This is a genomic window from Seonamhaeicola sp. (assembly GCF_028281565.1).
Classification (GTDB): Bacteria; Bacteroidota; Bacteroidia; order Flavobacteriales; family Flavobacteriaceae; genus Seonamhaeicola.
The window spans coordinates 220,412-245,224 of sequence record NZ_JANQJQ010000021.1 but is presented as its reverse complement, the minus strand read 5'-3'; the positions used below and the strand labels follow the sequence as shown (position 1 = coordinate 245,224).

Here is a 24,813-nt window from a genome sequence, read left to right as displayed (position 1 = left end):
TATGATTATTGTAAAAACAAGAGAAGAGATAGAATTAATGCGCGAAAGCGCTCTGATTGTTTCTAAAACCTTAGGGATCTTAGCCAAAGAAATCAAGCCCGGGGTTACCACGCTACAATTAGATAAAATAGCCGAGGAACACATCAGAGATCATGGTGCAGAACCCGGTTTTTTAGGTTTATATGATTTTCCCAATACCCTTTGCATGAGTCCGAATGAACAAGTGGTACACGGTATTCCCAACGGAACGCCTTTAGAGGAAGGTGATATTATTTCTATAGATTGTGGTGCTTTAAAAAATGGTTTTTACGGAGACCATGCCTATACATTCGCTGTAGGAAATATAGCCCCGGAAGTTGAAAAGTTGCTTCAGGTAACAAAAGAATCATTATATGTCGGTATTAGAGAATTTAAAGCTAACAATCGTGTTGGTGATGTAGGTTATGCCATTCAGCAATATTGTGAAGCGCATGGCTATGGTGTGGTGAGAGAACTGGTGGGTCATGGTTTAGGTGCAAAAATGCACGAAGATCCTGAAATGCCAAATTACGGCAGACGCGGAAAAGGCAAAAAATTTGTTGAAGGTATGGTGGTTGCTATTGAGCCTATGATCAATATGGGGACACATCGCATAAAACAGCATAGAGACGGATGGACCATCACTACACTTGATAAAAAACCAAGTGCCCATTTTGAACATGATGTAGCACTTATCGATGGCAAACCGGAATTGCTTTCAACCTTTGCCTATATCTATGAAGCTTTAGGCATTGAAAGCGACGAAGAAGCCGAATTTCGCCAGGAAGCCTTAGTTTTATAAAATGAATATTAAAATATCCGACATACCCGAAAGAACACTTGTTAAAGGTATCAAGGGGCGATATGTGCATTCAAAAAATATGACCATTGGTTTTGTAACCATTGAAAAGGGAGCCGTTTTACCGGCACATTCACACCCCCAAGAACAAGCGACCCAAATGATTTCTGGCAGACTGGAAATGACCATTGATGGTGTCACTCAAGTACTGGAACCCGGAACTATTACCATCATTCCTTCAAATGCTGTTCACAGTGCTGTGGCTTTAACCGATTGTGTAGTGACCGATACCTTTTACCCGGTGCGCGAAGATTATAAATAATCGCTTTTGAAAAGGCTCTTTAAATTAATACTCAACGTCATTCCAAGGCCTTTACTTATTAGGATGAGCTATATAGTCAGGCCCGTTTTAGCTTTCTTTTTAAAAGGGAATACCTTTACTGACCCCATAGATGGAAAAAGCTTTAGAACCTTTTTACCTTATGGCTATGGTAACCAACGTAATAATGTATTGTCTCCTTCTACACTGTCATTGGAAAGACATAGGTTGCTTTGGTTGTATTTAAAAAATGAAACGGACTTTTTTAAACCTGCACCTGTTTCAGGTGCTTCTAAAAAGGTACTTCACTTTGCCCCGGAACAAGCCTTTTATAAGCGGTTTAAAAGGTTGGGGCATTTAGATTATGTGACCACCGATTTAAATTCGCCATTGGCAGATGTCAAAGCCGATATCTGTGACCTGCCATTTGAAGATAATTCGTTTGATTTTATTTTATGCAACCATGTTTTGGAACACATCCCTGATGACACCAAAGCCATGAAGGAATTATATAGAGTCATGAAAGCCGACGGTATGGGCATTTTTCAAATTCCACAGGATTTAAAGAGAGTCGTCACTTTTGAAGACAACAGTATCACTGATAAAAAAGAACGCGCCAAAATATTTGGACAATATGATCATGTTCGGGTTTATGGCCGTGACTATTTTGATAAGCTTAGAAGTATTGGTTTTCAAGTGGAAGAAGTCGATTATACCTCTCATTTTTCTGATGAAGCCATCACAAAATATTGCTTGGCAAAAGGAGAGATTATTCCCGTGGTTTATAAACACTAATTGGCATATTAAACCGAATAAAGTATCTCATAATTACGTGATTTCTCTCCCGATAGTTATCGGGATCGAAATGACTTTTAACTAGGCATCAGGGAAACCGTTTAAAGCTAGCGTTTCGAATGCTTTGTTTTCATTTTCAAAAATTAAAAAGACCTTAAGTTCCGGATGGTCTTTTAAAAAGGTTTTTACCTTTTCAATACCCATAGTTTTAAAAGCGGTGGCATAAGCGTCGGCTGTCATACAATCATCGGCAATTACCGAAATACTCAACAAGTTGGTTTTACTCGGGTACCCTGTCCCGGTATCAATAATATGAGAATATCTATTTCCGTTCTCATCTACCTTAAACTTTCTGTAAGTCCCTGAAGTTGCCATGGCTGCATCTTTTAATTTAATGGCTTTTAAAATAGACTGCTTGCCATCAAAATGCGGTTTCTCAACACCGACTTTCCAAGAGGATTGTTTTTCTTTATTCTCGCCTCTCACCCTAATCTCACCACCAATTTCCACCAAATAATTTTCAATGTTCTTACTTTCCAAAAACTCGCCAATAACATCAACTCCATAGCCTTTGGCAATAGCGTTAAACTCTAAATAGACATTAGGATTCTCTTTTTGAATAAAACTGTCAACATATTTAATTTTATCAAACCCAACATACTGCATCAGGCTATCAATTTTTAAGCTATCCAGGTCTTTTATAGCCTTATCCGCACCAAAGCTCCAGGCATTTACAACATTACCGATGGTAGGATCGAAAGCACCGTCAGTAAGTCTGAAAATCTTCTTGGATGCCTCATAAACCCTAACAAAGTGCTCATCTATTTCAACCGTTTCATTCCTGTTTAATTTTGAAATATCCGAATTCACCTGGTATGTTGACAAGGATTTATTAAGGATATAAAACAAGCTGTCAAACTGTTTTTGATAGTCTATTTCAGAATCATAAATAACAGAATAAGAGGTGCCAAATACGGCTCCGGAAAGTTTAGTGTTCTTAATTTCTTCTTTACAGCCTAATATTGCCAGTCCCAGAAAACAGGATAAAAGAACCCTTTTCATATTAATTTAAATTAGTTTCTACAACTTGTATTCCGTTGTATTCTAACAAATAATCCTGATCTAAATAAAGAGGCAAACTTTCACCATTAGGATTTCCCAGCCCAACTCCGGCATAAAGTACTTTAGCATCTTTTTCCCTGGCATGTTTCTTAAACGATTCCATCCAGACTACATCATAATTGTTTGGGTTATTGGGTAGCAATACCGCTTTTACAATAACGAAATAATATTGGCCGTTTTTATCAATGCATACAAATTGCGGATGCTTTTTAAGCTGACTGTTTACTGCAATAAACTCAAAACCACGCTGCTCCAGGTCTTTACCAACATGGTTCATTGCTAAATTATGCAGTTCTTGCTCGGTAAGTGGTTTACTCATATTGCAAATTTAGGCTTTTATATAATTGAATAAAATTTGTTTAACTTTAATATTTTTGTAGTCCATTTACATTAAAGAGTACTAACCTTACACATATGATTAAACACTTTGTCAAAGTCCTTGATCCTATTTACCAAAAATGCATCTCCATCTCAGCCTTCATAATTTTATTAAGTATTTTAATTAATTGTAGTCATTCAAAACCTCAAAAGACCCTTATAAACTTTGAAACAGCTCCGGATTCATTAGAGCTTTTATTTCCTGATGCCATATCAACCCATTTGACCCAACGTGATTTTGCTTTATCTCCCGACAGAAATGAAATAATTTATACGTTGGGTAATCAAAAAGAAAGTAGAAGAATGTTAGTTAGCCTGAAAAAGGAAAACGGAAAATGGGGTGATAAAACCATGCTGCCCTTTTGTGGTACTTATCAGGATATTGAACCTTTTTTCTCTCCGGATGGAAAGCTGCTTTTCTTTGCTTCTAACAGGCCTATCTATGATGACTCTACCAGAACAGATTATAATATTTGGGTAAGTAAAAAAGAAAACAACACCTGGCAAAAACCGGTGGCATTAGATTCTACCATCAATACTAAAGGGAAGGAATACTATCCTTCCGTGACAAATTCCGGTAATTTATATTTTACGGCAACCAGACCTGAAGGTTTTGGTTTGGAAGATATTTACAGAAGTGAATACAAAAATGGACAATATCAAAATCCAAAAGTGTTGGATTCCACTATTAACTCAAAATCTTATGAATTTAATGCTTATGTAAACCCTGAAGAAACACTAATCTTTTACAGTTCTTACGGAAGGCCTGATGGACATGGTGGTGGTGACCTTTATTATAGCACCAAAGACGCTAACGACATTTGGCAACCGGCTAAAAACTTTGGAGCTCCTATTAACTCAAATAAATTAGATTTTTGTCCGTATTATGATTCTAAAACTCACATTTTATATTTTTCCAGCTTAAGGACCAATTACCCTGAAACCTTTAGTTCGGTTGATGAGTTTATAGCATTTGCTGAACAACCTACAAATGGATTGAGTAGTATTTATAGGGTTTCAATTAAAAACATCATTGAATAGTATATAAAACATGAAAAAATACCCTTTTTCAAAAAAAATCGGATTACTCGCAGGTCCGTTTCTTTTTATTATTTTCCAATTATCATCATTCGATTTTATTTCTGACAAGGCGGACACCGTTATTGCTTTAGCCCTTTGGATGATTTGCTGGTGGATCACCGAAGCGGTTTCTATTTCTGTCACTGCTTTATTGCCTCTTTTAATATTTCCTTTATTTAAGGTAATACCTATAGCTGATGTAGGGGCTAACTACGGTAGCCCTATCGTGTTTTTATTTTTTGGCGGGTTTGTTTTGGCTTTAGCTTTAGAAAAGGTCAACCTCCATAAAAGAATTGCACTAAACATCATTAAAAAAACGGGAACCACACCCAATAAAGTTGTTTTAGGCTTTATGATCGCTACGGCTTTTATGAGCATGTGGATAAGCAATACAGCCAGTACCGTTGTTATGCTTCCTATTGCCTTATCAGTCATCAATTTACTTATTAATGACGCCGATGGTTTTACTAAAAAAGATCAGAATTTCGCTATTAGTGTCATGTTAGGTATTGCTTTTTCAGCCAATGCCGGTGGTATAGCTACCATTATTGGCACACCCCCTAATTCCGTTTTAATCGGACTACTTGAAAATGAGTATAATATAGAAGTATCATTCCTTAATTGGATGCTATTAGGGTTTCCCGTTTCATGTCTGTTAATTGCCATTATCTACTTCGTTATGGTGAAATGGATGTTCCCTAACACAGGACTGAAATTCAATGCTTCCAACGACGTTATTGATACTGAACTTTCAAAACTTGGTAAATTAACAGCAAAAGAAAAACATGTGTTAGTCATTTTCGGGATAACTGTTTTCCTCTGGATTTTCAGATCGCTTATCAATTCTCTGATACCTAATTTGGCATTATCCGATACCATGATCAGTCTTTTTGGGGCACTGGCATTATTTACCTTTCCTTTCAACTTAAAAAAAGGAGCATTTATTCTGGTTTGGAGTGACACACAAAAACTGGCCTGGGGAATCCTAATTTTATTCGGCGGTGGCCTGGCTTTAGCCAAAGGCATGTCGGTGAGTGGTATTGTTAATGTTGTTGCAAACGGTATTGCCAATAGTAATATTAGTGTGCTGCTCATGGTTTCCCTGCTTATCCTGTTAATGTTGTTTATGACCGAACTGATGAGTAATGTAGCCCTGGTAGCCGTTTTAGCTCCGGTAGTTGCCGGTATTGCCATTGGTTTGGAGATCCCGGTACTTTATGTATTAATTCCTGTAACCATGGCAAGTAGTTGTGCCTTTATGTTACCTATGGCCACTCCTCCTAATGCTATTGTATTTGCCAGTGGTTTTGTTAAAGTTCACCAAATGGCCCGTGTTGGTGTTATTTTAAATTTAATATCTGTAGCGCTTTTAATATTGGTATTTAAGTTTTTTGTACCCTTAATTTTTTAGGAGCCTGAGGAAATAAAAACTGCCTTAATTCCATTCGTGTTAATATTTTGCAAATATTGGCTAATTCTGATTAGCCCCTATGAAAAATGTTTACCTTGTAAGGATATTGCAATCAACTTTTTAATCAATCAAAAAATGAAACAATCTATTTTATTCGGTATTACACTCCTATTTTTATCGAGTCTTTGTATGGCTCAGGGCACCAGGCTTTTACGGCAGCCCGATATAAGTGACGATCAAATTACATACACCTATGGAAGTGATATTTGGATATCTTCCTTAGCCTCCGGTGAAGCTAAACGTATTACCAGCACTGCCGCTATAGAGTCTAACCCTTACTTTTCACCTGACGGAAAGTGGATTGCATTCAATTCTAACAGAGCAGGAAGCAGTGCTGTATATGTAGTATCTGCTAAAGGCGGTGAACCTAAACGTCTCACCTGGCATCCCAGTGGCGCCAGTGTAAGAGGCTGGACCAATGACGGTAAGCATATCCTTTATGCCAGTCGCAGAGAAACTGCTCCAAGTCCCTATAACAGGTTATGGACAGTTCCGGTTAAAGGTGGCCCTTCAAAACTTATATCAAAGCAATGGGCTTTTGACGGACACTTTTCTCCAAACAGCAAAAAAGTGGTTATTGATAAGATCAGCAGATGGGATACCGAATGGCGAGCCTACAGAGGTGGCCAAAATACGCCTTTGTTTATTTTAGATTTAGAGACTCAAGCTGAAGACCTTCTACCTCATGTGAATTCAACAGACATACAACCCATTTGGTTAGGCGACATCATTTATTTCTTATCAGATCGTGATCTGGTGTCAAACATCTGGTCTTTTAACACTAAAACCAAAGCTTTAAACCAGGTCACTAATTTCAAAGGATCAGACATTAAATGGATTTCAGGACATAGTAGCAACATTGCCTATGAAAGAGATGGTTATTTACATATCTTAAATTTGAATACCAATAAATCTTCTCAACTTAACATAAACGTCATTGGCGATTTTCCCTGGGCACAAACCAAATGGAAAGACGTTTCCAATGCATCGCGTTCAGCCTCTTTGTCTCCTAATGGCAAACGTCTTATAGTAGAATCAAGAGGTGAGGTTTTTACGGTTCCGGTAGAGTTTGGAGATTCCAGAAATATGACTCAAAGTTCTGAAACCGCTGACAGAGCCCCAATTTGGTCTCCTAAGGGCGATAAAATTGCCTGGTTCTCTGATGAAGATCGAAAAGGATATGCACTTATGTTAACATCGCAGGACGGATTATCTGAACCGGAACGTATAGGCATTGGTGAATCTAAAATGGCATGGAATCCTTCCTGGTCACCGGATGGTAAGCACATTGCTTTTGTTGATGACGATGTGAGGTTAAGAGTCGTGAATTTGGAAACCAAAAAAATCAAAACCATTGATGTTGGAAATAACAATTTGGAGCGTACCAGAATTCGAATGACATGGTCACCGGACTCTGACTGGATTGCCTATTCCAAATCCAGCAGTAACAATTTCAGGCAATTATACATTTGGTCAATGACTCAAAATACTGCAACGCCAATCACAGACCCTTTTGCCGATTCCTTTTCACCTGCCTGGGATCTAAATATGAAGCAGCTATATTTCTTAGCCAGTACAGATGTGGCTCTGGGTTCCGGATGGGCTAACACAAGCGCCATGACCTCAAGGCCTAATTACGCGGCGTATGTAGTTAATTTAAATGCCAAAGATGATTCTCCTTTTAAACCTAAAAGTGACGAAGAAGACGTAAAAGAAGATAAAGAAAAGGACGAGAAAAAAGAAAAAAAGGATGAAGGGGATAAAAAAGGTAAAGATGCCAAAGAGAAAAAGGATGATAAAAGTAAAAAGGTCATTATAGATTTTAACGGTTTAAACAGGCGCATATTAGCATTACCTATGCCAGCCAGAAGATATCGGTTTATTATTGCCGGACCTAAGGGGGCCGCTTTTATTGGAGAGCCTATTCCAAACGGGCGAGGTAATAACATTCATAAATTCACTTTAAAAGATCAAAAATCAAAAGAATTTCTTTCCGGTGCTAATCAGGTGTCTGTTACCAATAACGGCAAGCACATGCTTGCTCGGGTTTCGGGAAGTTTAAAAAGAATAAGTACCTCCGGTGCAAGCGGAAAGGGAGGGAAAGCTATCAAAGTAAAGCTGTCAATGAAACTTAATTATGCAGCCGAATGGGAGCAAATGTTTGAAGAAGCATGGCGTTATGAGCGTGACTATTTTTATGACCCCGACATGCACGGGCGCAATTGGAAAACGGTATACAAAAGATACGCCCCTTTAGTACCTTTTGTTAAACACAGAGCAGACCTTAACTATATTCTAGACCAGGTAAACGGGGAACTTTCAGTTGGTCATAGTTTTGTCTTTGGCGGTGACTTCCCCAAGGTTGAAAGCAATCAGGTTGGATTACTCGGTGCAGATTTAATAGTTGATAACGGCAGTTGGAAAATAAAACGTATTTATACCACGGAAAGCTGGAATCCCGGATTGAGTGGCCCTTTAGATGCGCCCGGATTAAACATAAAAGAAGGCCATTATATTGTTGGAATTAATGGTGTGCAAACTGATGCCAATAGTGATATCTACGAGTTATTGGACGGTACCATTAACAAGCAAACCATATTACATATAAACACTAAGCCGGAATTTAAAGAGTCCTGGAAAGAAATTGTTAAACCCATCAGGAGTGAGAATTCTCTAAGGCAAAGAACCTGGGTGGAAGACAATAGGCGTTTAGTAGATAAGCTATCTAATGGTCGTTTGGCCTATATCTGGGTTCCAAATACAGGTGGACCGGGTTTTGTGTCTTTCAATCGGTATTATTTTGCCCAGCAGGATAAAGAAGGCGCTGTTATAGACGAACGCTTTAATGGAGGCGGATTACTTGATGATTATATGGTTGATTTAATGACCAGGAGTTTAAGAGCCGGCATAACCAATGAAGTGCCAAACGGCAAACCCATGACCTTGCCTGCCGGTATATTAGGGCCCAAAGTGCTTCTTATAAATGAAATGGCAGGGTCCGGAGGTGATTTCTTTCCTTGGGTATTCAAACAACAAAAGGCCGGTAAACTAATAGGCATGCGAACATGGGGTGGTTTGGTTAAATCATCGGTACATTACAGGTTGGTGGATGGCGGTGCTCTTACAGCGCCTGATAATGCCGTATTTGACCCGATTAATAACAAATGGATCGGTGAGAATATTGGTATTGCACCGGACATTGAAGTAAGACAGGATGCCAGGGCACTTTCTACAGGCAAAGACCCTCAATTAGAACGCGCTGTTGAGGAATTAATGAAGCAGTTGAGCACAAAACGAACTATAACACATCCTGAATATTCATCCCCCGCAACCGGAAATTAGTATAGTAATTAAAAAATAAAACCCAACATGAGCGTGTTGGGTTTTATTTTGCCTTATAGTTATCTACTTTTTAAACCTTACAAATTTAGAATTGTAAAAGGTATAGTTAGAAACCGGTATAACCGCATCCTTTTGCAGATGATACCAGGGTGAAATAACATTGTCCTCTAAATTCTTAACTAAATGAACACTTTGTGCCGGTGTATTTCCCTGAAACAGTAAATAAAGTTTATCGCCCTTAGCATTTACTACTTCATCACAAATTATTACAATATGCCCCGGTGTGCCACCAATAATAAGCATATCACCTATTTTAAGATTTTTAGCATCATTAATTTCAGGCAATTCATTGAAAAGTGACAAAGTACCCGAATAGGTGTAAATTAAATTTAAATACTTATAAAAATTGGTTTTTGAATGGTCTTTTGAAGCTGTTTTATGAAAGTCTACCTTATTACCTCTAATCTTTGGTCTGTAACCTTCGGCATATTTTATCCAGGAACAATAGTGACCACTGGTAAAATTGAAACCGATGTCTTCTTTTCTGTTGTGATCCCATAAATATTCGCTTCTAACCCTTATCAAAGCATCAGCACACTGTTGCAATCCGTTTTTTGGGACCGGAATATCTAAAATACCTATATGCCCCATTTGCCAGTAATATTCTGAGCCATCATAATTAATGATCTTACTTCCATAAGCTTTCAGTTTATAGTTACGTAAATAATCCTGAAATGATCCTTTTGGATAGTCAACCCGTTTATAGCCTTCGGGAACCTTCACCCTGCTTTTAATGGTCAGGCCCTCTTTATTTAATAAATTGACAGGTTTAACAGTGGTAATGATGGCATTGGCGGTTCGTTTTACAGGTTTGAATTGAAGTGCAGTAAACACTACCAAAGCCAATATAGACAGGGTTAAAACTATTTTTCTCATGCTTTCATAACGTCAACCTGATCTTACTTCGTATGGCATTATTCAAATCTTAACTTAAATTTTGCAACTAAAAGCTAATCTTTTTGTAACTTAAAAGGAAAAATCAGAAGTTATGAAAACCACACCTCGTTTTGAAAGTGCCATTAATAAGCTATATACTGCTTTTCATAACAACATGTTGAACCCGGAATGTTGTAAGCAATGTGCTGTGGGTAATATTTTAGACAATACCGATAGCTGGAAACACCTGTCTGATTACCACGGCGTTTTAAAGCTGAATTATGTTGGTAAAGTACATCAAAGTTTTGGAAGAAGGTTTAATGGCTATTCCCCCTTAGAGTTATTACAAATTGAAATGACGTTTTTGAAAGCTTGTGGCTATCAGTTACCGATGCATCATAAAAACAAAAAACCTGATAACCCAACTGATAAGGATGTTCTGTTCAACGGACTTTCAGAAGTTATAACACTTTTATGTAAACTTGATGATATTCCAAATGTGATGGATTACCGGAAATTGTTTGTGGTTAAAAAAGACAGGTCACAAAAAGCATTACAGATTATTTAATTAATAAAAAAACCAACTCAAATGAGTTGGTTTTTTGCTTTATTATGAGACCCTTCGACAAGCTCAGGGTGATACTTCGCATCTAGCCTCCAAAGTCATCGAATCTGATGTTCTCATCCGGGATACCAAAATCCTCTCCCATTTTCTGAACCGCTTTGTTCATTAACGGTGGGCCACAGAAGTATAGCTCGATATCTTCAGGAGCATCATGATGATTCAGGTAATTATCAATAACACAGTTATGGATGAATCCTACAAAACCGTCACCTTCGGCATCATTAATATCTTTTTTCACTTTCCAGTTATCTTCTTCCAAAGGTTCAGATAACGCTAAATAGAATTTGAAATTTGGAAACTCTTTTTCTAATTGTTCAAAGTGATCTAAATAGAACAACTCACGCTTAGAACGACCCCCGTACCAATATGTAACGGTTCTACCCGTTTTTAAGGTTTTAAATAAATGATACAAATGCGAACGCATGGGCGCCATACCGGCTCCACCACCAACATATAACATTTCTGCATCACTTTCGTTGATGAAGAATTCACCATAAGGTCCTGAAATAGTACATTTATCTCCTTTCTTTAAATTAAAGATATAGGATGATGCCACACCCGGATTCACATCCATCCAACCGTTTTTAGCTCTATCCCATGGCGGTGTTGCAATACGTACATTTAACATAATCTCTCTTCCTTCTGCAGGGTAAGAAGCCATAGAGTAAGCACGCTCAACGGTTTCAGTATTTTTCATAACCAATGGCCAAAGACCAAACTTGTCCCATTCTTGTTGGAATTTATCCGGTGTTTCATGCTCTTCAGGATGCGCAGTAATATCAATATCTGAATATTTTACTTCACATGGCGGAATTTCAATTTGAATATATCCTCCCGCTTTGTAACCCATATCCTCTGGAATTTCAACTACAAACTCCTTGATAAAGGATGCTACGTTATAATTACGCACCACTACAGCTTCCCATTTTTTGATACCGAATACTTCCTCCGGAATACTGATATCCATATCTTGCTTCACTTTTACCTGACAAGCTAAACGGGCACCGTGTTGCAATTCTTTTCTAGTGAAGTGAGGTGTTTCCGTTGGAAGCGCTTCACCGCCACCGGCATGCACATGACACTCACATTGGATACAAGTTCCGCCACCACCGCAAGCCGATGGTAAGAAGATCTTCTCGTTTCCTAAAGTAGATAACAAACTATCACCTGAAGGTACTTCAATTTCTTTTTCACCATTGATCTTGATCTTAACCGGACCGGATGGTGCTAATTTTTGCTTTACAAATAATAACAACCCAACCAACGCCAGTGTTAACACTAAAAACGCTGCAACCGTTGCTACAATTGTTCCTGTTGTACTTGCTGCTAATAATATCATGTTACTCTACTACTTTTATTGTGTTATCAGCGATTTCCTTTTCCTTATCCAACGCCTCAACCTTAGCTGTTTTCTCTTCTTTAGGCTCTTCATCGCCACCGGTTAACATACCTCCAAAACTCATAAATCCTATAGCCATTAAGCCGGTAATAATAAACGTAATCCCTAATCCTCTTAATGCCGGTGGCACATTTGAGTATCTTATCTTCTCACGGATCGCGGCGATAGCCAAAATGGCTAAGAACCATCCAATGCCGGACCCTAATCCGTAAGTGGTAGCTAAACCAATGGTAGGAATCTCACGAGATTGCATGAATAACGACCCTCCTAAAATGGCACAGTTTACGGCAATAAGCGGCAAGAAGATCCCAAGTGAGTTATACAATGCAGGCGAAAACTTCTCTACTACAATTTCTACTAATTGTACCATGGTTGCAATAGTAGCAATAAACATGATAAATGATAAGAAACTTAAATCGTAAGACGCATAGTCTTCACCTAACCATTTTCCTAAAGCTCCCGGTTGTAAAATATACTGGTCTAATAACCAGTTCAATGGTACCGTTACTAATAATACGAAGATTACCGCGGCTCCAAGACCAACTGCCGTTGATACTTTTTTAGATACTGCCAGGTAAGAACACATTCCCAGGAATGTAGCAAATACCATGTTATCTATAAATATTGATTTAAAAAATAATTCTAAATGTTCCATATCTTTTTAGTTTTCAGTCCCGGTCACAGTATTCAGTTTTGACTGCCAACTGCGACTGCAACTGTATACTGATTAATGATCTTCTACTAATGCTTTATTTCTGGTACGTTGTACCCAAATGATGATACCTACAACTATCAATGCCATAGGTGCTAACAACATAAATCCGTTGTTTTCATATCCATACTTGTACAATCCTTCTTTTGCAATAGGATCTCCTAAAACTTTAAACCCTAATAAGGTTCCGGAACCTAATAATTCTCTAAAGAACCCTACAATGATCAAAATGATTCCATATCCAAGGGCATTACCTACCCCATCCAGGAATGATTTCCAGGGGCCGTTACCTAAAGCAAACGCTTCAAAACGTCCCATGATAATACAGTTAGTAATAATCAATCCGATAAATGCTCCCAGCTCTTTACTCAACTGGTAAGAGAACGCCTTTAATACCTGGTCCACAATAATTACCAAAGCGGCAACTACCGTTAACTGTACAATAATTCTAATTTTGGAAGGGATTATATTTCTAATTAGCGAAATCACCACGTTTCCTAATCCTAATACGAAGATCACCGAAATGGTCATTACAATAGACGCTTTTAACTGCGCTGTAATCGCTAATGCCGAACAAATACCAAGTACCTGAATAGTAATCGGATTGTCATCCGCTAAAGGATCCAATATTAATTTTTGGTCTTTTTTTGATAATAGTCCCATAGTTTAGAAATTATTTAAAGAGTTAAAATAAGGTACATATAGCCTAAGCTCTGATTTGATCATAGCTGCAACACCGTCTCCGGTAATGGTTGCTCCGGCAATAGCATCAACCTCATTATCTGTTTTATCACTGTTTAAAGGGTCTCCGTTACTTTTAGAAATAGCAATACCCACAAAATTACCGGAAGCATCTTTTAAGTGCTCACCAATAAAATCGTCCATAAAGAAACGTTCTTTAATGTTTGCTCCTAAACCGGCAGTTTCACCTTTATGATCAAAGTAAGCACCTTGAACCACCATATTTTTGTCCATAGCCACATATCCCCAAACGGCATCCCAAAGCCCTTTTCCTCTGATTGGTGCTACGTAATATGTTTGATCGTCTTTTTTACCTATAAACAACGGCAACCTTCTATCTAAACCTTCTTTGGCATTAGATTGCTCCTTCTTTACATCAATTAAATAAGCCTGGTCATCTTCTGCAACATCTGTCCCATTTGTAATCACCAGTTGATTAATAACGTACTTTTCAAACTCGGATCCTACTTCCTTATCAGCAATAAAAATGGCACTACTCTCGTCGTTTTCATTGACGCCCATAGCGTAAAGGATGTTCTGTTGTTTTTCTATACGTCTATTCTCATCAATTTTTGGTCTTAATGAAGACGCCACAAACGCTAGTAAAGCACCTACTACTATTACCATTCCTATGGCAAATAGTACTGTATATACATTTGAATCTGTTTTATTACTCATATTTATTTATAAGTTTTAAGTTTCAAGTGTCTCAAGCACTTAAAGTTTCCAATTTAAAAACTTTAGGTACTTTTAACTTTAGGCACTTTTAACTTTCATTCGTTTCATTCTTTTCTTAACATTTCCTTGTACCACATAGTGATCGATAGTTGGCGCAAATACGTTCATTAATAATATGGCCAACATCACACCTTCCGGATACGCCGGGTTGAATACGCGAATCATAATGGAGATAAATCCGACTAAGAAACCGTAAATCCACTTTCCTTTATTGGTTTGCGACGCAGTAACGGGGTCTGTTGCCATAAACACCGTACCAAAAGCAAAACCACCAATTAATAGATGATGCCACCATACAGTGCTCATCAATCCGTAAAACTTGCTACTTTCCGCAATCACTCCGGCATCAACCACCCAATTGAAAATTAATCCCATGGCAATCGCTCCTAAAGCTGACGATAACATAATTCTCCAGCTTCCTATTTTCGTGAAGATCAGAAATAAGCCTCCCAGCAATATTAATAAAGTAGAGGTTTCACCGACTGACCCCGGGATAAACCCAAGGAACATATCCATGATGCTATGGTCAACCGGGTTATTCTGTGCTAAACTCCCTAAGATAGTTTCACCGGAAATAGCATCAGGTGTTCCGGCACGTTCAACTGCCCCGTGAACCCAAACCTTATCTCCGGACATCCAGGTAGGATATGCAAAGAATAAGAAGGCTCTAATAGTTAAGGCAGGATTTAAAATATTCATACCCGTTCCTCCAAAAACTTCTTTACCAATTACAACACCAAAAGCGACTGCAACCGCCAACATCCAAAGCGGAATATCAACCGGTACAATAAGTGGTACTAACATCCCTGTCACCAGGTACCCTTCTTCCACTTCGTGTTTTTTGATTACTGCAAATAAGAATTCTATGGCTAAACCAACCCCGTAAGATACCACTACCAAAGGCAGGATCTTAAGAGCTCCAATCCCCAGATTTTCTAAGGTCCAAAATTCACCACTAAAAAATGACATACCTCTTGTAAAATCACCAATAGCGGCATTGTGTTGGTAACCTGCATTAAACATTCCAAAGATCAAACACGGTACCATAGCCATAATAACTATATTCATGGTACGCTTTAAATCGTCGGCAGCTTTTATATGGGTCCCTCCGTGAGTGGTCTCATTCGGCAAGTACAAAAATGTATGAATGGCATTAAAGGCAGGTGCCATTTTAGTGCCCTGATACTTTAATTTAAGTTTATGAAATTTACTTTTTAGTCCCATTATCCAATCTCTTTAAGCATTAAGTCTAAACCGTCTCTTATTATTTTTTGATGTGGCTGTTTAGACACACAAACAAATTCTGTCAACGCAAAATCTTCAGGAGCAACTTCATACATTCCCAAAGCTTCCATTTCATCCAGATCTTTATACATACAGGCCTTTAAGATCTGTAACGGATAAATATCTAAAGGAAACACCTCTTCATAACCACCGGTAACCACAAATGCTCTGTGCTCCCCATTAGTATTTGTATTTAAATCGTATTCTTTCCTAGGGTTTAACCATGAGAACGTTAACGCTCTGGAAGTCGATACTTTATTGAAGATCGGTTTGTTCCATCCGAACAATTCATAATCGTCACCTTCCGGAATTACGGTAATAACATTGCTGTAATAATCTAAGGCGCCATCAGGCTGCACTTCTTTTCCACTAAGCACATTACCGGAAATAATCCTGGCATTAGCATCTTTAGCGATTCCCTTATCGTAAACCATGGTTGATACCTCACTACCTATTTTCGTAGAAAAATACCTGGGAGATTCAATTGAAGACCCCACTAAAGCAACTACGCGTTCGGCATTGAATTTTCCGGTCAACAATAACTCACCTATAATGACTAGGTCCTGAGCACTGACGGTCCAAACAACCTCGCCTTTGTTTATTGGATCGATCTTATTGATCAGCGTTCCTACATTTCCTGACGGATGCGGGCCAGACACTTTGTGAATGGTTGCTCCTGAAACAGATGCCAACGGTGAATTAGAATTTTTACCTACTGACATGTGAACGGTTCCCTCTGTTAGTTTTCCTAAAGCGGTAACCGCCGCTTGCAATTCAGCTTCTTTTCCTTGTAGTGTAAAATCCAAATCGGCAGCTAAAGGGGCGCTGGCATAACCTGAAACAAAAATAGCTTTAGGTGTCTTGTCCGGATTTGCAATAACATCGTACGGACGTTGTTTTACAAATGGCCAACACCCGGAGTTCAGTAATTTATCCAATACTTCTTCCCTGGTTGCAGCATTTACATCAAGTGTTCCGTTGTCCTGATATGTTTGCGATTTGTCTGCCTGAATTTTAATGGCTAAAATTCGTCTTTTTTCACCACGTACAATTTCCGATACTTCTCCTGAAACCGGAGAAACAAATTTTACATTTTCGTTAGACTTATCATGAAAAACAGGACCTCCTGCTTTTACTTTAGCTCCAACTTTTAAAATCAATTTAGGAATAACGCCGTGGAAATCTTCAGGTCTAATGGTGCAAAAATTGCTTACTATTGCCGTATCTAACGTTTTTTCGGCTGCACCCTTAAGTTTAATGTCTAGACCTTTTTTAATGCGAATGTCGTTTGACATATTTTTTCTATTGAGATTAGTTGTCTAAAAATCGGTGCAAAAGTACAAATTTAATATGCAGTTTTCATAATAAAATACGTAGAAATTTATGAGCTTTAACATATGTCAGACTTTAGGCATTAAATTTGATTATATTTACACCAAACTACTTGTACATGTCAATAAAATTCATTCCGGTTTTTATCCTTTTTTTCAGTATAAATATTGGTTATGGTCAACTAAATGAGGTGACCCCTCCTGACTTTATAAAAACCGTTAATTTTAAGGGAAGTACGCCCGAAACTCAATTACCGGTATTAAGGTTGGGCGATCCCCTGGTATTGGAATTTGACGCTTTAAATGGGAATGAAGATGATTATTATTATAAAATTCAGCACTGTAACTTTGACTGGACCCCTTCTATTTTAGCTAAAACGGAATATTTGGATGGCTTTGACAACCAACGCATCAGAAATTATGAAAATTCATATAATACACTTCAAATTTATTCGCATTATAAATTAACGGTCCCTAATCAGTTTACAAGACGCCTAAAAAAATCCGGCAACTATGTAATTAGCATCTTTGACAGTTATGACGAGTTGGTGTTTTCAAGAAAATTTATGATCTACGAAGACAGGGCCGACGTTGGCTTAAGCCTAAAACGTTCCAGGGACATTCAATACATTGAAGAAAAACAACGCGTAGATATCATCATTGCCCCAAGAGGTATGCAGCTTAATAATCCCATGCAAACTGTAAAAACTTTGGTAGTACAAAACAATAATCTGAATACGGCTATTTCAAACTTAAAACCGCAATACACGGTTGGTAATCAGCTTATTTACAAATACGATATAGAGTCCAGTTTTTGGGGTGGCAACGAGTACTTATATTTTGAGAATAAAGATGTAAGAGCCGCCAGCAACGGTGTACAGCGTATTGAATTACAAGACCTGTATCACAATTACTTATTCACTAACATTCAACGCAGTAACAGGCCTTATACCTATAACCCGGACATTAACGGGAACTACCTAATTACAAATATCAACAATGTGGATGTAAGTATAGAATCCGATTATGTTTGGATCCATTTTTCATTGCGGCCAAACCCCGATTTTGATACTAACACCAGCGTTTTTGTATACGGCAATTTTAACAATTACGTTATTAACGAAAGTAATAAAATGACCTATGATCCTTCAGGAAGGGTCTACAGGGCTTCTATATTATTAAAACAAGGGTTTTACAATTACAAATACGTGACACTGGATGACGACACCATTAATGAAGGTGCTATTGGCGGCAACTTTTACCAAACCGAAAACAACTACAAAGTATTGGTGTATTACAGAGATCTGGGCGGGCGTTATGACAAAATTATCGGGTTGGGAGAAGCCAGCTCTGTTAATATCAGTAACTAAATAATTTAATAAGATCCCTTTGTCAAGGGAATGGCAATTTCGACGGAAACTCCGACGTTATACAGTACATCGGGGAATTCTTTTCGATTAAAACAGCATTTTAACTAATTTTTTAATTGTAGCCATTAAAAAATACTATTTTTGCTGTTTAAACGTATTGTATATCAGTCAATAAAAGTTTTTTAATCTCTTATTGAGATTCCCATTTTCATGGGAATGATAATTTTATAGGAAACCACGACGCAAAGCGTCGCGCAATTCTTTTTCGATTAATTCATGGTACAACAGGTAACCAAAGGCATAAAGATTTCGGTGGAAACCACTTTCGAAGGCTCATTTTATAGAAACTATAAAATACAGTACGCTTTTGGTTATAAAGTCACTATAGAAAACCAAAGTAAAGATTCCGTACAACTTCAGGCACGTCATTGGGAGATTCTGGATGCTTTAAATAATGTTGAGATTGTTGATGGCGAAGGAGTTATTGGTAAAAAACCGGTTTTAAAACCTGGTGAATCTCATACTTATACGTCCGGATGTTTATTAACCTCACCGTTTGGTGCTATGCAAGGGTATTACAGTATGGTAAACTTTACTACTACCAAAAAGTTTAATGTAGCTATCCCGACATTTAAGCTAAGTGCGCCTTTTGCTATAAACTAGGAAGATTACCCAATTTTAAAATAGAGATTCTTCACTCTAGCCTGTCTTGAGCGACAGTCAAAAGATTCAGAATGTCATAGTATTAACTTTCAATTCTTTCAAACCTAAAAACAGTGCCGTTTTGCTGTATATGAAAGAATTTACAATTGGAATAATGTACAAACTCAAACCGCTCCTGATAAGTAAACATGTTATCTTCAACTTTAAAAAGGGCATCCACATCAATATGACCGTAAGGTGAGAGTCGCCTAAAACGGTATTCCAGTTCATTTTCCGTTTCATGCAATTCAAACCAGGCACCAGCTGCTATACCGGAGAGCCATTGTGCGGCTTCATGAATTTCATCATTAGGCTTTGGTTCTAAAGTCCCAACCAAATTTACTTCATGATCTTTGAGCTTATCCAAAAAACAACGTAAATTTTCACTTTTCTGTGAGCCCGTAAATTCAGAGAGCACTCCTGCTTGAGAAACTTCATAAACATGGTTTTCGGTATCAGCCAACAACACATTACCAACTGTACTGGGTGTAAACCACTTTGATTTAACAAGTCGTTTTTTAATAACCTGATCCGTTACCGAAGCAATCAAACTATCGGTTACAAAACGGGCACAATTGCAGGCATCTTTTATAAACGCAGCATAACGAATAAAATGCTTTTCCTGCATCATGGTTATATGTCTTCTGGCCTTTTCATAATCCACTGCCTTACAAACCGACGCTACTAATTTACCATCACCATGGGTTAACTTGGGATGTGTTCCCAAAAACTCTAAAATGGTATTTAAATTCTTTATCTCATCACCGTCAATCTTGGCTTTTAAAGGGAAGTCAAGTTCATTATCGGTATCTCGCCCGCGTACACGTCCGGTTGGTTCCGGGGTTATATAACGCCCAAAATCATGGTATTCCAAAACACCTGTAGTCTTATTAATCAGCACTAAAGCCGCATGGCCAGCACGTAAATAATCTTTCTTGCCAATACCTAAATAGCGTAAAAAAGGAGAAAACCACTCTTCAGAAACCATCACAATAGTTTCCGGATAGGCCAGCGTTAAAATAATTCCGGTACTATTCATTAACTATCTGCGGTAAACTAAATGTTTTATTAGCGATAGTTCCGTCCTGAAGATTTTCATAGGACATGTCTACGGCATCACCCTGTTTTTCAACCTGTGTAATACTGGTGGTTTTTACAAAATACCTGTCCATAATAACACCATAATCCTCATTATCGCCTCCAGCCTCTTTATGAAACGTCAATATAGATTCGGCATTCAAATCATTTTCAGCTTTAAATATCTTAAACCACCGTTGTCGCTCCTTTTTCATGGCTTCCGTATACAACGTTGAAGACGACCATAATTTGGGTTCTAATGGTAATTCCGAAACATGTTTTTTGCTTCCGTCCCAAACCAATTCAAAAAGCTGCAAACCGGCAGTCCAATCCACTATCACCATAGTAAATGGTTCAATGCCCTTTAAATCATACTTACCCACAAGAGAAATTACATCCTCTGCAATCATGAAATCCTTAGCCACCACACCCCTGCTTTTTCTATATTCGGCCTGCCTTTCATGAATAATAAAACCGCCGTTAAGCACACAAATCAATCGGTTTTTTTCGCTTACACCAATCCAGGTTCCTTCTGATAATTCATCTTTAGGAAACAGTGTCTTAACGCCTTCAATAGTATAAAACTCCGGCGAAGACGATATTCTGTTTGGTGCTTCATCTCTATTTGAAGTGAGCACAAAATCATTAGTTCCTTTAGGGATAATTGTTACGGTACACATGAAATCTGTAGTCTTAATATCGTGTAGCAACTTACAAAAAATAAATAAAAATTAACTAGATTTTAAGAAGTTCTGTTTTTAATTAATAATTAAAATATTCGTAAATTTGCACCCAATTCACTGAAAATTTTTTAATAAAAATAGACATATTATGGGAAAAGGCTTTTTTAACGTACCAATTGCGGTCAATGAACCTGTAAAAAGTTATGCTCCGGGCTCTCCTGAAAGGGAGGCTGTTTTACAGGCTTACAAAGACATGTTTAACAGTAAAATTGATGTGCCTTTATATATAAATGGAAATGATGTTGAAACCGGAACTACCAGGATGATGTCTCCTCCTCATGATCACCAACATATTGTTGGCACCTATCATTTAGCAGAACAATCCCATATAGAGGATGCTATTGCTACAGCTTTAGAGGCCAGAAAAACCTGGTCTCAAATGCCCTGGGAACAACGTGCCGGTATCTTTTTACGAGCTGCCGAACTTATTGCAGGACCATACAGAGCCAAAATAAATGCCGCGACCATGATAGCGCAGTCTAAAACCATTCACCAGGCTGAAATTGATTCGGCTTGTGAGTTAATAGATTTTTTGCGCTTTAACGTGCAGTTTATGACTGACATCTATGCTGAACAACCGGAAAGTACTTCTGATGCCTGGAACCGGATTGAGTACAGGCCCCTTGAAGGGTTTACTTATGCTGTTACACCATTTAACTTTACTGCTATTGCCGGTAATCTACCAGCTTGTATGGCCTTAATGGGTAATGTGGTTGTCTGGAAACCCAGTGACAGTCAAATATACTCTGCCAAAGTCATTATGGATGTATTTAAAGAAGCCGGTGTACCTGCAGGTGTCATAAATGTTGTTTTTGGTGACCCTGTAATGATCACCAATACGGTTTTAGCCAGTCCTGATTTTTCCGGATTGCATTTTACCGGTTCTACATTCATCTTTAGAGAACTGTGGAAACAAATAGGCAATAATATTCATAACTATAAAACCTACCCGAGAATTGTTGGAGAAACCGGTGGCAAAGACTTCATCGTTGCGCATAAATCGGCTAATGACAAACAGGTAGCTACAGCCATTTCCAGAGGCGCCTTTGAATTTCAGGGACAAAAATGTAGTGCGGCCTCCAGAGCCTATATACCACAAAGCATATGGGAAGACGTAAAAAACTTTGTCATAGAGGACGTAAACTCTTTTAAAATAGGATCTCCCGAAGATATGAGCAATTTTGTTACGGCTGTTATTCACGAAGGGTCTTTTGATAAATTGGCTAAATATATTGATCAGGCAAAAGCCGATGCTGACGCAGATATTATAGTTGGTGGCGGTTATGACAAAAGCAAGGGGTATTTTATTGAACCAACGGTTATTGTTACTTCAAATCCGAAATACACTACCATGTGTACCGAATTATTTGGGCCGGTGATCACTATTTATGTCTATGAAGATGATGCCTATTCCGAAACGTTAAAACTGGTTGATGAGACCAGTGAATATGCGCTTACCGGAGCTATTCTTGCTACTGACAGATACGCCATAGTTGAAGCCACAAAAGCATTACAAAATAGTGCCGGTAATTTCTACATTAATGATAAACCTACAGGAGCCGTTGTTGGCCAACAACCATTTGGTGGTGCCCGGGCTTCCGGGACTAACGATAAAGCCGGAAGTGCTCAAAACCTGTTGCGTTGGGTCTCACCAAGGATGATCAAAGAAACGTTTGTAACGCCCACAGATTACAGGTATCCATTTTTAGGAGCATAGGAGGAAACAGTACACATAATACTTCAATAAAAAAGCAATTAGGAATTATTCCTAATTGCTTTTTTCAACATTGCTACTAATCAAAACAAACGTGTTTCAATGTTTAATACCCCTTAAAGCCTTACTAAACCACGCTCCCGTTAGCCTAGAAAAAAACATATTATAAAGTGTGGTACATAAGATTAATGGGGGTCAATCTTTTTTTACAATCAAATATTATATTTTATTACAATATCTCACTTACCTACAAAACTATTTATTTTGCTTTTAAGCACCTAAGCTAACAAGTAGAAAAAGCACTACGCACTTACTACGCATCTTGTCCATAAATATCCTTAATAGAGCGTGTTAGAACAAATATCTTTATATTCTAATGTCTCTTTTCTTCTAAAATGGCATCCTTTTTTACCAGGTAAAAATTAAAAAGTTTATTTTTTCAATTAAATTTGAAAATAAGTGTCCCCTTATCCATTCTAACATACGTCTTAATAATATAAACCTTAAAAATATTCAATTATGAAAGAATTTATGATGATTTTTGTTGGAGCAGATTACGCTGATTTAGGCCTGTCTCCGGAAGAATTGCAAACCAGGATGGGCAAATGGTTTGCCTGGAATGATAAAATGTCCCAGGCCGGTATCCTTCGTGGCGGTAATGCTTTAACACCACAAATAAGACGTGTTGTTGGGAAAAACAGAACTGTGACCGATTTAACTTCGGCGGAAGTTAAAGAAATAGTTGGCGGGTATTATCTGGTAGAAGCCAAAGACTTTGACAGCGTTCAGGAAATTGCCGAAGACTACCCGGATTATGATTTGGGCGGTACAGTAGAAATTCGTGAAATCATGGTTTTTGATCGCTAATGGAACCTAAACTCATAGACCATCTTTTCCGTTATCACAGCGGAAAGATGGTTTCTGTTTTAACGAGAATTTTTGGATTATCAAATCTTGAAATTATTGAAGATGCCGTTCAGGACACCTTTATAAAGGCAAGTATCTCCTGGAGAAGCAAACAACCTGACAATCCTGAAGCTTGGCTGACTCAGGCAGCTAAAAACAGGGTTTTAGATATTTTCAGGAAACTTAAAGCTGAGCAAAAACACCTTCCAAACATCAATCAGGGAACGGACGCTATTGCCATAAATGATCTCTTTTTAGATTCTGAAATAGAAGACGCACAACTTAGAATGATCTTTACCGCTTGCCACCCTAAATTAGATTCAAGAGATCAGATCGCTTTTGCTTTAAAAACGGTTTCCGGGTTTAGTATTAAGGAAATATCATCGGCATTGCTTACCAAAGAAGACACCATAAAAAAACGCTTGTCAAGGGCCCGTAAGGCTATTCAAAAATCCAAACTAAAGTTTAAAATTCCACAAGGTAAATCACTTCCGCAACGCCTGGAAAATGTCATGGAAGTTCTTTATTTAATTTTTAATGAAGGATTTCATTCAAACAAAAAGGAGATCCTGATCAGAAAAGAACTATGCGGAGAAGCCATAAGACTCTCCCAACTTTTGTTGAAAAACACCTTAACCAGAACACCTGATGTTTATGCTTTATGCGCTTTAATGTATTTTCATGCTTCCAGGTTAGAGAGCAAAACCAATACCGAAAATGAGCTGTTAGATCTAAAAAATCAGGATAGAAGCAAATGGTATTTTCCTTTGATCAAATTAGGCAACGTCATGATGAATAAAGCGGTGGAAACCGATGAATTTTCATGTTATCATTATGAAGCCGCTATTGCTGCAGAACATTTACGGGCTGCCCGTTTTGAAGACACTAACTGGGATAAAATTTTACATTGGTATCAGTGTTTAAACGCGTTACAACCCATGCCTTCCAACCTCCTTACTATGGCGGTAGTTTGTTTACAAAATAAAAATTACAACATGGCAAAGCACTATCTTGATCAGTTACAACCGGAAGATTTTGAATCCCGATCTTACCTTTATTTTGGTGCTTTATCAGATTATTATAACGCAACAAATAGCCCTGATCAAGCCTTAAACTATTTAGACCTGGCCCTGAATTCCGTGAATAATTCCCTTGAAAAAGAGTTTTTATTAAAGAAGAAAACATCGTTACTAGCCAGGTTGAAACACTAG

General features: G+C 38.0%; 23 protein-coding genes. 12 read left to right on the top strand and 11 right to left on the bottom strand.

Annotated elements, in window-relative coordinates; all coding sequences use genetic code 11:
* The first annotated feature begins 1 nt into the window (after position 1).
* From map to Q0983_RS10765, 3 genes are read left to right on the top strand one after another with little or no spacing between them, the layout of a single operon-like run.
* Positions 2-820: a type I methionyl aminopeptidase gene (gene map / locus Q0983_RS10775; RefSeq protein ID WP_299553189.1), complete on the top strand. Its 819-nt coding sequence runs from the start codon at positions 2-4 to the stop codon at positions 818-820.
* A 1-nt stretch (position 821) separates the two neighbouring features.
* Positions 822-1,139 (top strand): cupin domain-containing protein, encoded by a 318-nt coding sequence (locus Q0983_RS10770; protein WP_299552651.1) that lies wholly within the window; start codon positions 822-824, stop codon positions 1,137-1,139.
* Between the two features lie 6 nt (positions 1,140-1,145).
* The gene (locus Q0983_RS10765) at positions 1,146-1,931 is read left to right on the top strand and encodes a class I SAM-dependent methyltransferase (RefSeq protein WP_299552648.1); all 786 of its coding nucleotides are present in this window, start codon (positions 1,146-1,148) and stop codon (positions 1,929-1,931) included.
* 81 nt (positions 1,932-2,012) lie between these two features.
* Here the strand turns inward: Q0983_RS10765 and Q0983_RS10760 are convergent, their stop codons facing one another.
* Both Q0983_RS10760 and Q0983_RS10755 read right to left on the bottom strand, forming a co-directional pair.
* Positions 2,013-2,993 (bottom strand): FAD:protein FMN transferase, encoded by a 981-nt coding sequence (locus Q0983_RS10760; protein ID WP_299552646.1) that lies wholly within the window; start codon positions 2,991-2,993, stop codon positions 2,013-2,015.
* 1 nt (position 2,994) lies between these two features.
* The gene (locus tag Q0983_RS10755; protein ID WP_299552643.1) at positions 2,995-3,372 is read right to left on the bottom strand and encodes a Na(+)-translocating NADH-quinone reductase subunit F; all 378 of its coding nucleotides are present in this window, start codon (positions 3,370-3,372) and stop codon (positions 2,995-2,997) included.
* Between the two features lie 95 nt (positions 3,373-3,467).
* On the opposite strand from Q0983_RS10755, the gene Q0983_RS10750 reads away from it, so the two are divergent.
* The 3 genes from Q0983_RS10750 (at position 3,468) to Q0983_RS10740 (ending at position 9,324) form a co-directional block, all read left to right on the top strand.
* Positions 3,468-4,472 (top strand): exo-alpha-sialidase, encoded by a 1,005-nt coding sequence (locus tag Q0983_RS10750; protein WP_299552640.1) that lies wholly within the window; start codon positions 3,468-3,470, stop codon positions 4,470-4,472.
* A gap of 10 nt (positions 4,473-4,482) precedes the next feature.
* The gene (locus tag Q0983_RS10745; RefSeq protein WP_299552637.1) at positions 4,483-5,922 is read left to right on the top strand and encodes a DASS family sodium-coupled anion symporter; all 1,440 of its coding nucleotides are present in this window, start codon (positions 4,483-4,485) and stop codon (positions 5,920-5,922) included.
* A 135-nt stretch (positions 5,923-6,057) separates the two neighbouring features.
* A complete protein-coding gene (locus Q0983_RS10740) occupies positions 6,058-9,324 on the top strand; it encodes a S41 family peptidase (RefSeq protein ID WP_299552634.1) in 3,267 nt (1,088 codons plus the stop codon).
* Positions 9,325-9,387: 63 nt separating this feature from the next.
* Here Q0983_RS10740 and Q0983_RS10735 read toward each other — a convergent pair whose 3' ends face one another.
* The gene (locus Q0983_RS10735; protein ID WP_299552631.1) at positions 9,388-10,260 is read right to left on the bottom strand and encodes a DUF4846 domain-containing protein; all 873 of its coding nucleotides are present in this window, start codon (positions 10,258-10,260) and stop codon (positions 9,388-9,390) included.
* Between the two features lie 112 nt (positions 10,261-10,372).
* Here Q0983_RS10735 and Q0983_RS10730 point away from each other — a divergent pair, with 112 nt between their 5' ends.
* Positions 10,373-10,828 carry a Na(+)-translocating NADH-quinone reductase subunit F gene (locus tag Q0983_RS10730; protein WP_299552628.1) on the top strand — a complete coding sequence of 152 codons (456 nt, stop codon included), beginning with the start codon at positions 10,373-10,375 and terminating at the stop codon, positions 10,826-10,828.
* An 82-nt stretch (positions 10,829-10,910) separates the two neighbouring features.
* On the opposite strand, the gene nqrF is transcribed toward Q0983_RS10730, so the two are convergent.
* The 6 genes from nqrF to Q0983_RS10700 all read right to left on the bottom strand — a co-directional run bounded on the left by nqrF (position 10,911) and on the right by Q0983_RS10700 (position 17,054).
* A complete protein-coding gene (gene nqrF, locus Q0983_RS10725) occupies positions 10,911-12,221 on the bottom strand; it encodes an NADH:ubiquinone reductase (Na(+)-transporting) subunit F (protein ID WP_299553186.1) in 1,311 nt (436 codons plus the stop codon).
* A 4-nt stretch (positions 12,222-12,225) separates the two neighbouring features.
* Positions 12,226-12,939 (bottom strand): NADH:ubiquinone reductase (Na(+)-transporting) subunit E, encoded by a 714-nt coding sequence (nqrE, locus tag Q0983_RS10720; protein ID WP_299552626.1) that lies wholly within the window; start codon positions 12,937-12,939, stop codon positions 12,226-12,228.
* Positions 12,940-13,011: 72 nt separating this feature from the next.
* Entirely contained in the window at positions 13,012-13,659 is a 648-nt protein-coding gene (locus Q0983_RS10715) for an NADH:ubiquinone reductase (Na(+)-transporting) subunit D (protein WP_299552624.1), read from the bottom strand.
* Positions 13,660-13,662: 3 nt separating this feature from the next.
* Positions 13,663-14,415, bottom strand: a complete 753-nt coding sequence (locus Q0983_RS10710) for a Na(+)-translocating NADH-quinone reductase subunit C (protein ID WP_299552621.1) — start codon at positions 14,413-14,415, stop codon at positions 13,663-13,665.
* Between the two features lie 78 nt (positions 14,416-14,493).
* Positions 14,494-15,699 (bottom strand): NADH:ubiquinone reductase (Na(+)-transporting) subunit B, encoded by a 1,206-nt coding sequence (locus tag Q0983_RS10705; RefSeq protein ID WP_299552618.1) that lies wholly within the window; start codon positions 15,697-15,699, stop codon positions 14,494-14,496.
* Complete coding sequence (locus Q0983_RS10700) at positions 15,699-17,054, bottom strand: Na(+)-translocating NADH-quinone reductase subunit A (protein WP_299552615.1); 1,356 nt, start codon at positions 17,052-17,054, stop codon at positions 15,699-15,701. Before Q0983_RS10700 ends, Q0983_RS10705 begins: the two co-directional genes overlap by 1 nt.
* 155 nt (positions 17,055-17,209) lie before the next feature.
* Here Q0983_RS10700 and Q0983_RS10695 point away from each other — a divergent pair, with 155 nt between their 5' ends.
* Positions 17,210-18,460 (top strand): DUF5103 domain-containing protein, encoded by a 1,251-nt coding sequence (locus tag Q0983_RS10695; protein ID WP_299552612.1) that lies wholly within the window; start codon positions 17,210-17,212, stop codon positions 18,458-18,460.
* 276 nt (positions 18,461-18,736) lie between these two features.
* The gene (apaG, locus tag Q0983_RS10690; protein ID WP_299552609.1) at positions 18,737-19,123 is read left to right on the top strand and encodes a Co2+/Mg2+ efflux protein ApaG; all 387 of its coding nucleotides are present in this window, start codon (positions 18,737-18,739) and stop codon (positions 19,121-19,123) included.
* An 82-nt stretch (positions 19,124-19,205) separates the two neighbouring features.
* Here the strand turns inward: apaG and Q0983_RS10685 are convergent, their stop codons facing one another.
* Together Q0983_RS10685 and Q0983_RS10680 are read right to left on the bottom strand one after the other, a co-directional pair.
* Positions 19,206-20,201 carry a DUF6695 family protein gene (locus Q0983_RS10685; protein ID WP_299552606.1) on the bottom strand — a complete coding sequence of 332 codons (996 nt, stop codon included), beginning with the start codon at positions 20,199-20,201 and terminating at the stop codon, positions 19,206-19,208.
* Entirely contained in the window at positions 20,194-20,919 is a 726-nt protein-coding gene (locus Q0983_RS10680) for an NRDE family protein (RefSeq protein WP_299552603.1), read from the bottom strand. Before Q0983_RS10680 ends, Q0983_RS10685 begins: the two co-directional genes overlap by 8 nt.
* A gap of 151 nt (positions 20,920-21,070) precedes the next feature.
* On the opposite strand from Q0983_RS10680, the gene pruA reads away from it, so the two are divergent.
* The 3 genes from pruA (at position 21,071) to Q0983_RS10665 (ending at position 24,813) form a co-directional block, all read left to right on the top strand.
* Positions 21,071-22,699 carry an L-glutamate gamma-semialdehyde dehydrogenase gene (gene pruA, locus Q0983_RS10675; RefSeq protein WP_299552600.1) on the top strand — a complete coding sequence of 543 codons (1,629 nt, stop codon included), beginning with the start codon at positions 21,071-21,073 and terminating at the stop codon, positions 22,697-22,699.
* A 516-nt stretch (positions 22,700-23,215) separates the two neighbouring features.
* Positions 23,216-23,563, top strand: a complete 348-nt coding sequence (locus Q0983_RS10670) for a YciI family protein (protein ID WP_299552597.1) — start codon at positions 23,216-23,218, stop codon at positions 23,561-23,563.
* Positions 23,563-24,813: a sigma-70 family RNA polymerase sigma factor gene (locus tag Q0983_RS10665; RefSeq protein WP_299552594.1), complete on the top strand. Its 1,251-nt coding sequence runs from the start codon at positions 23,563-23,565 to the stop codon at positions 24,811-24,813. Before Q0983_RS10670 ends, Q0983_RS10665 begins: the two co-directional genes overlap by 1 nt.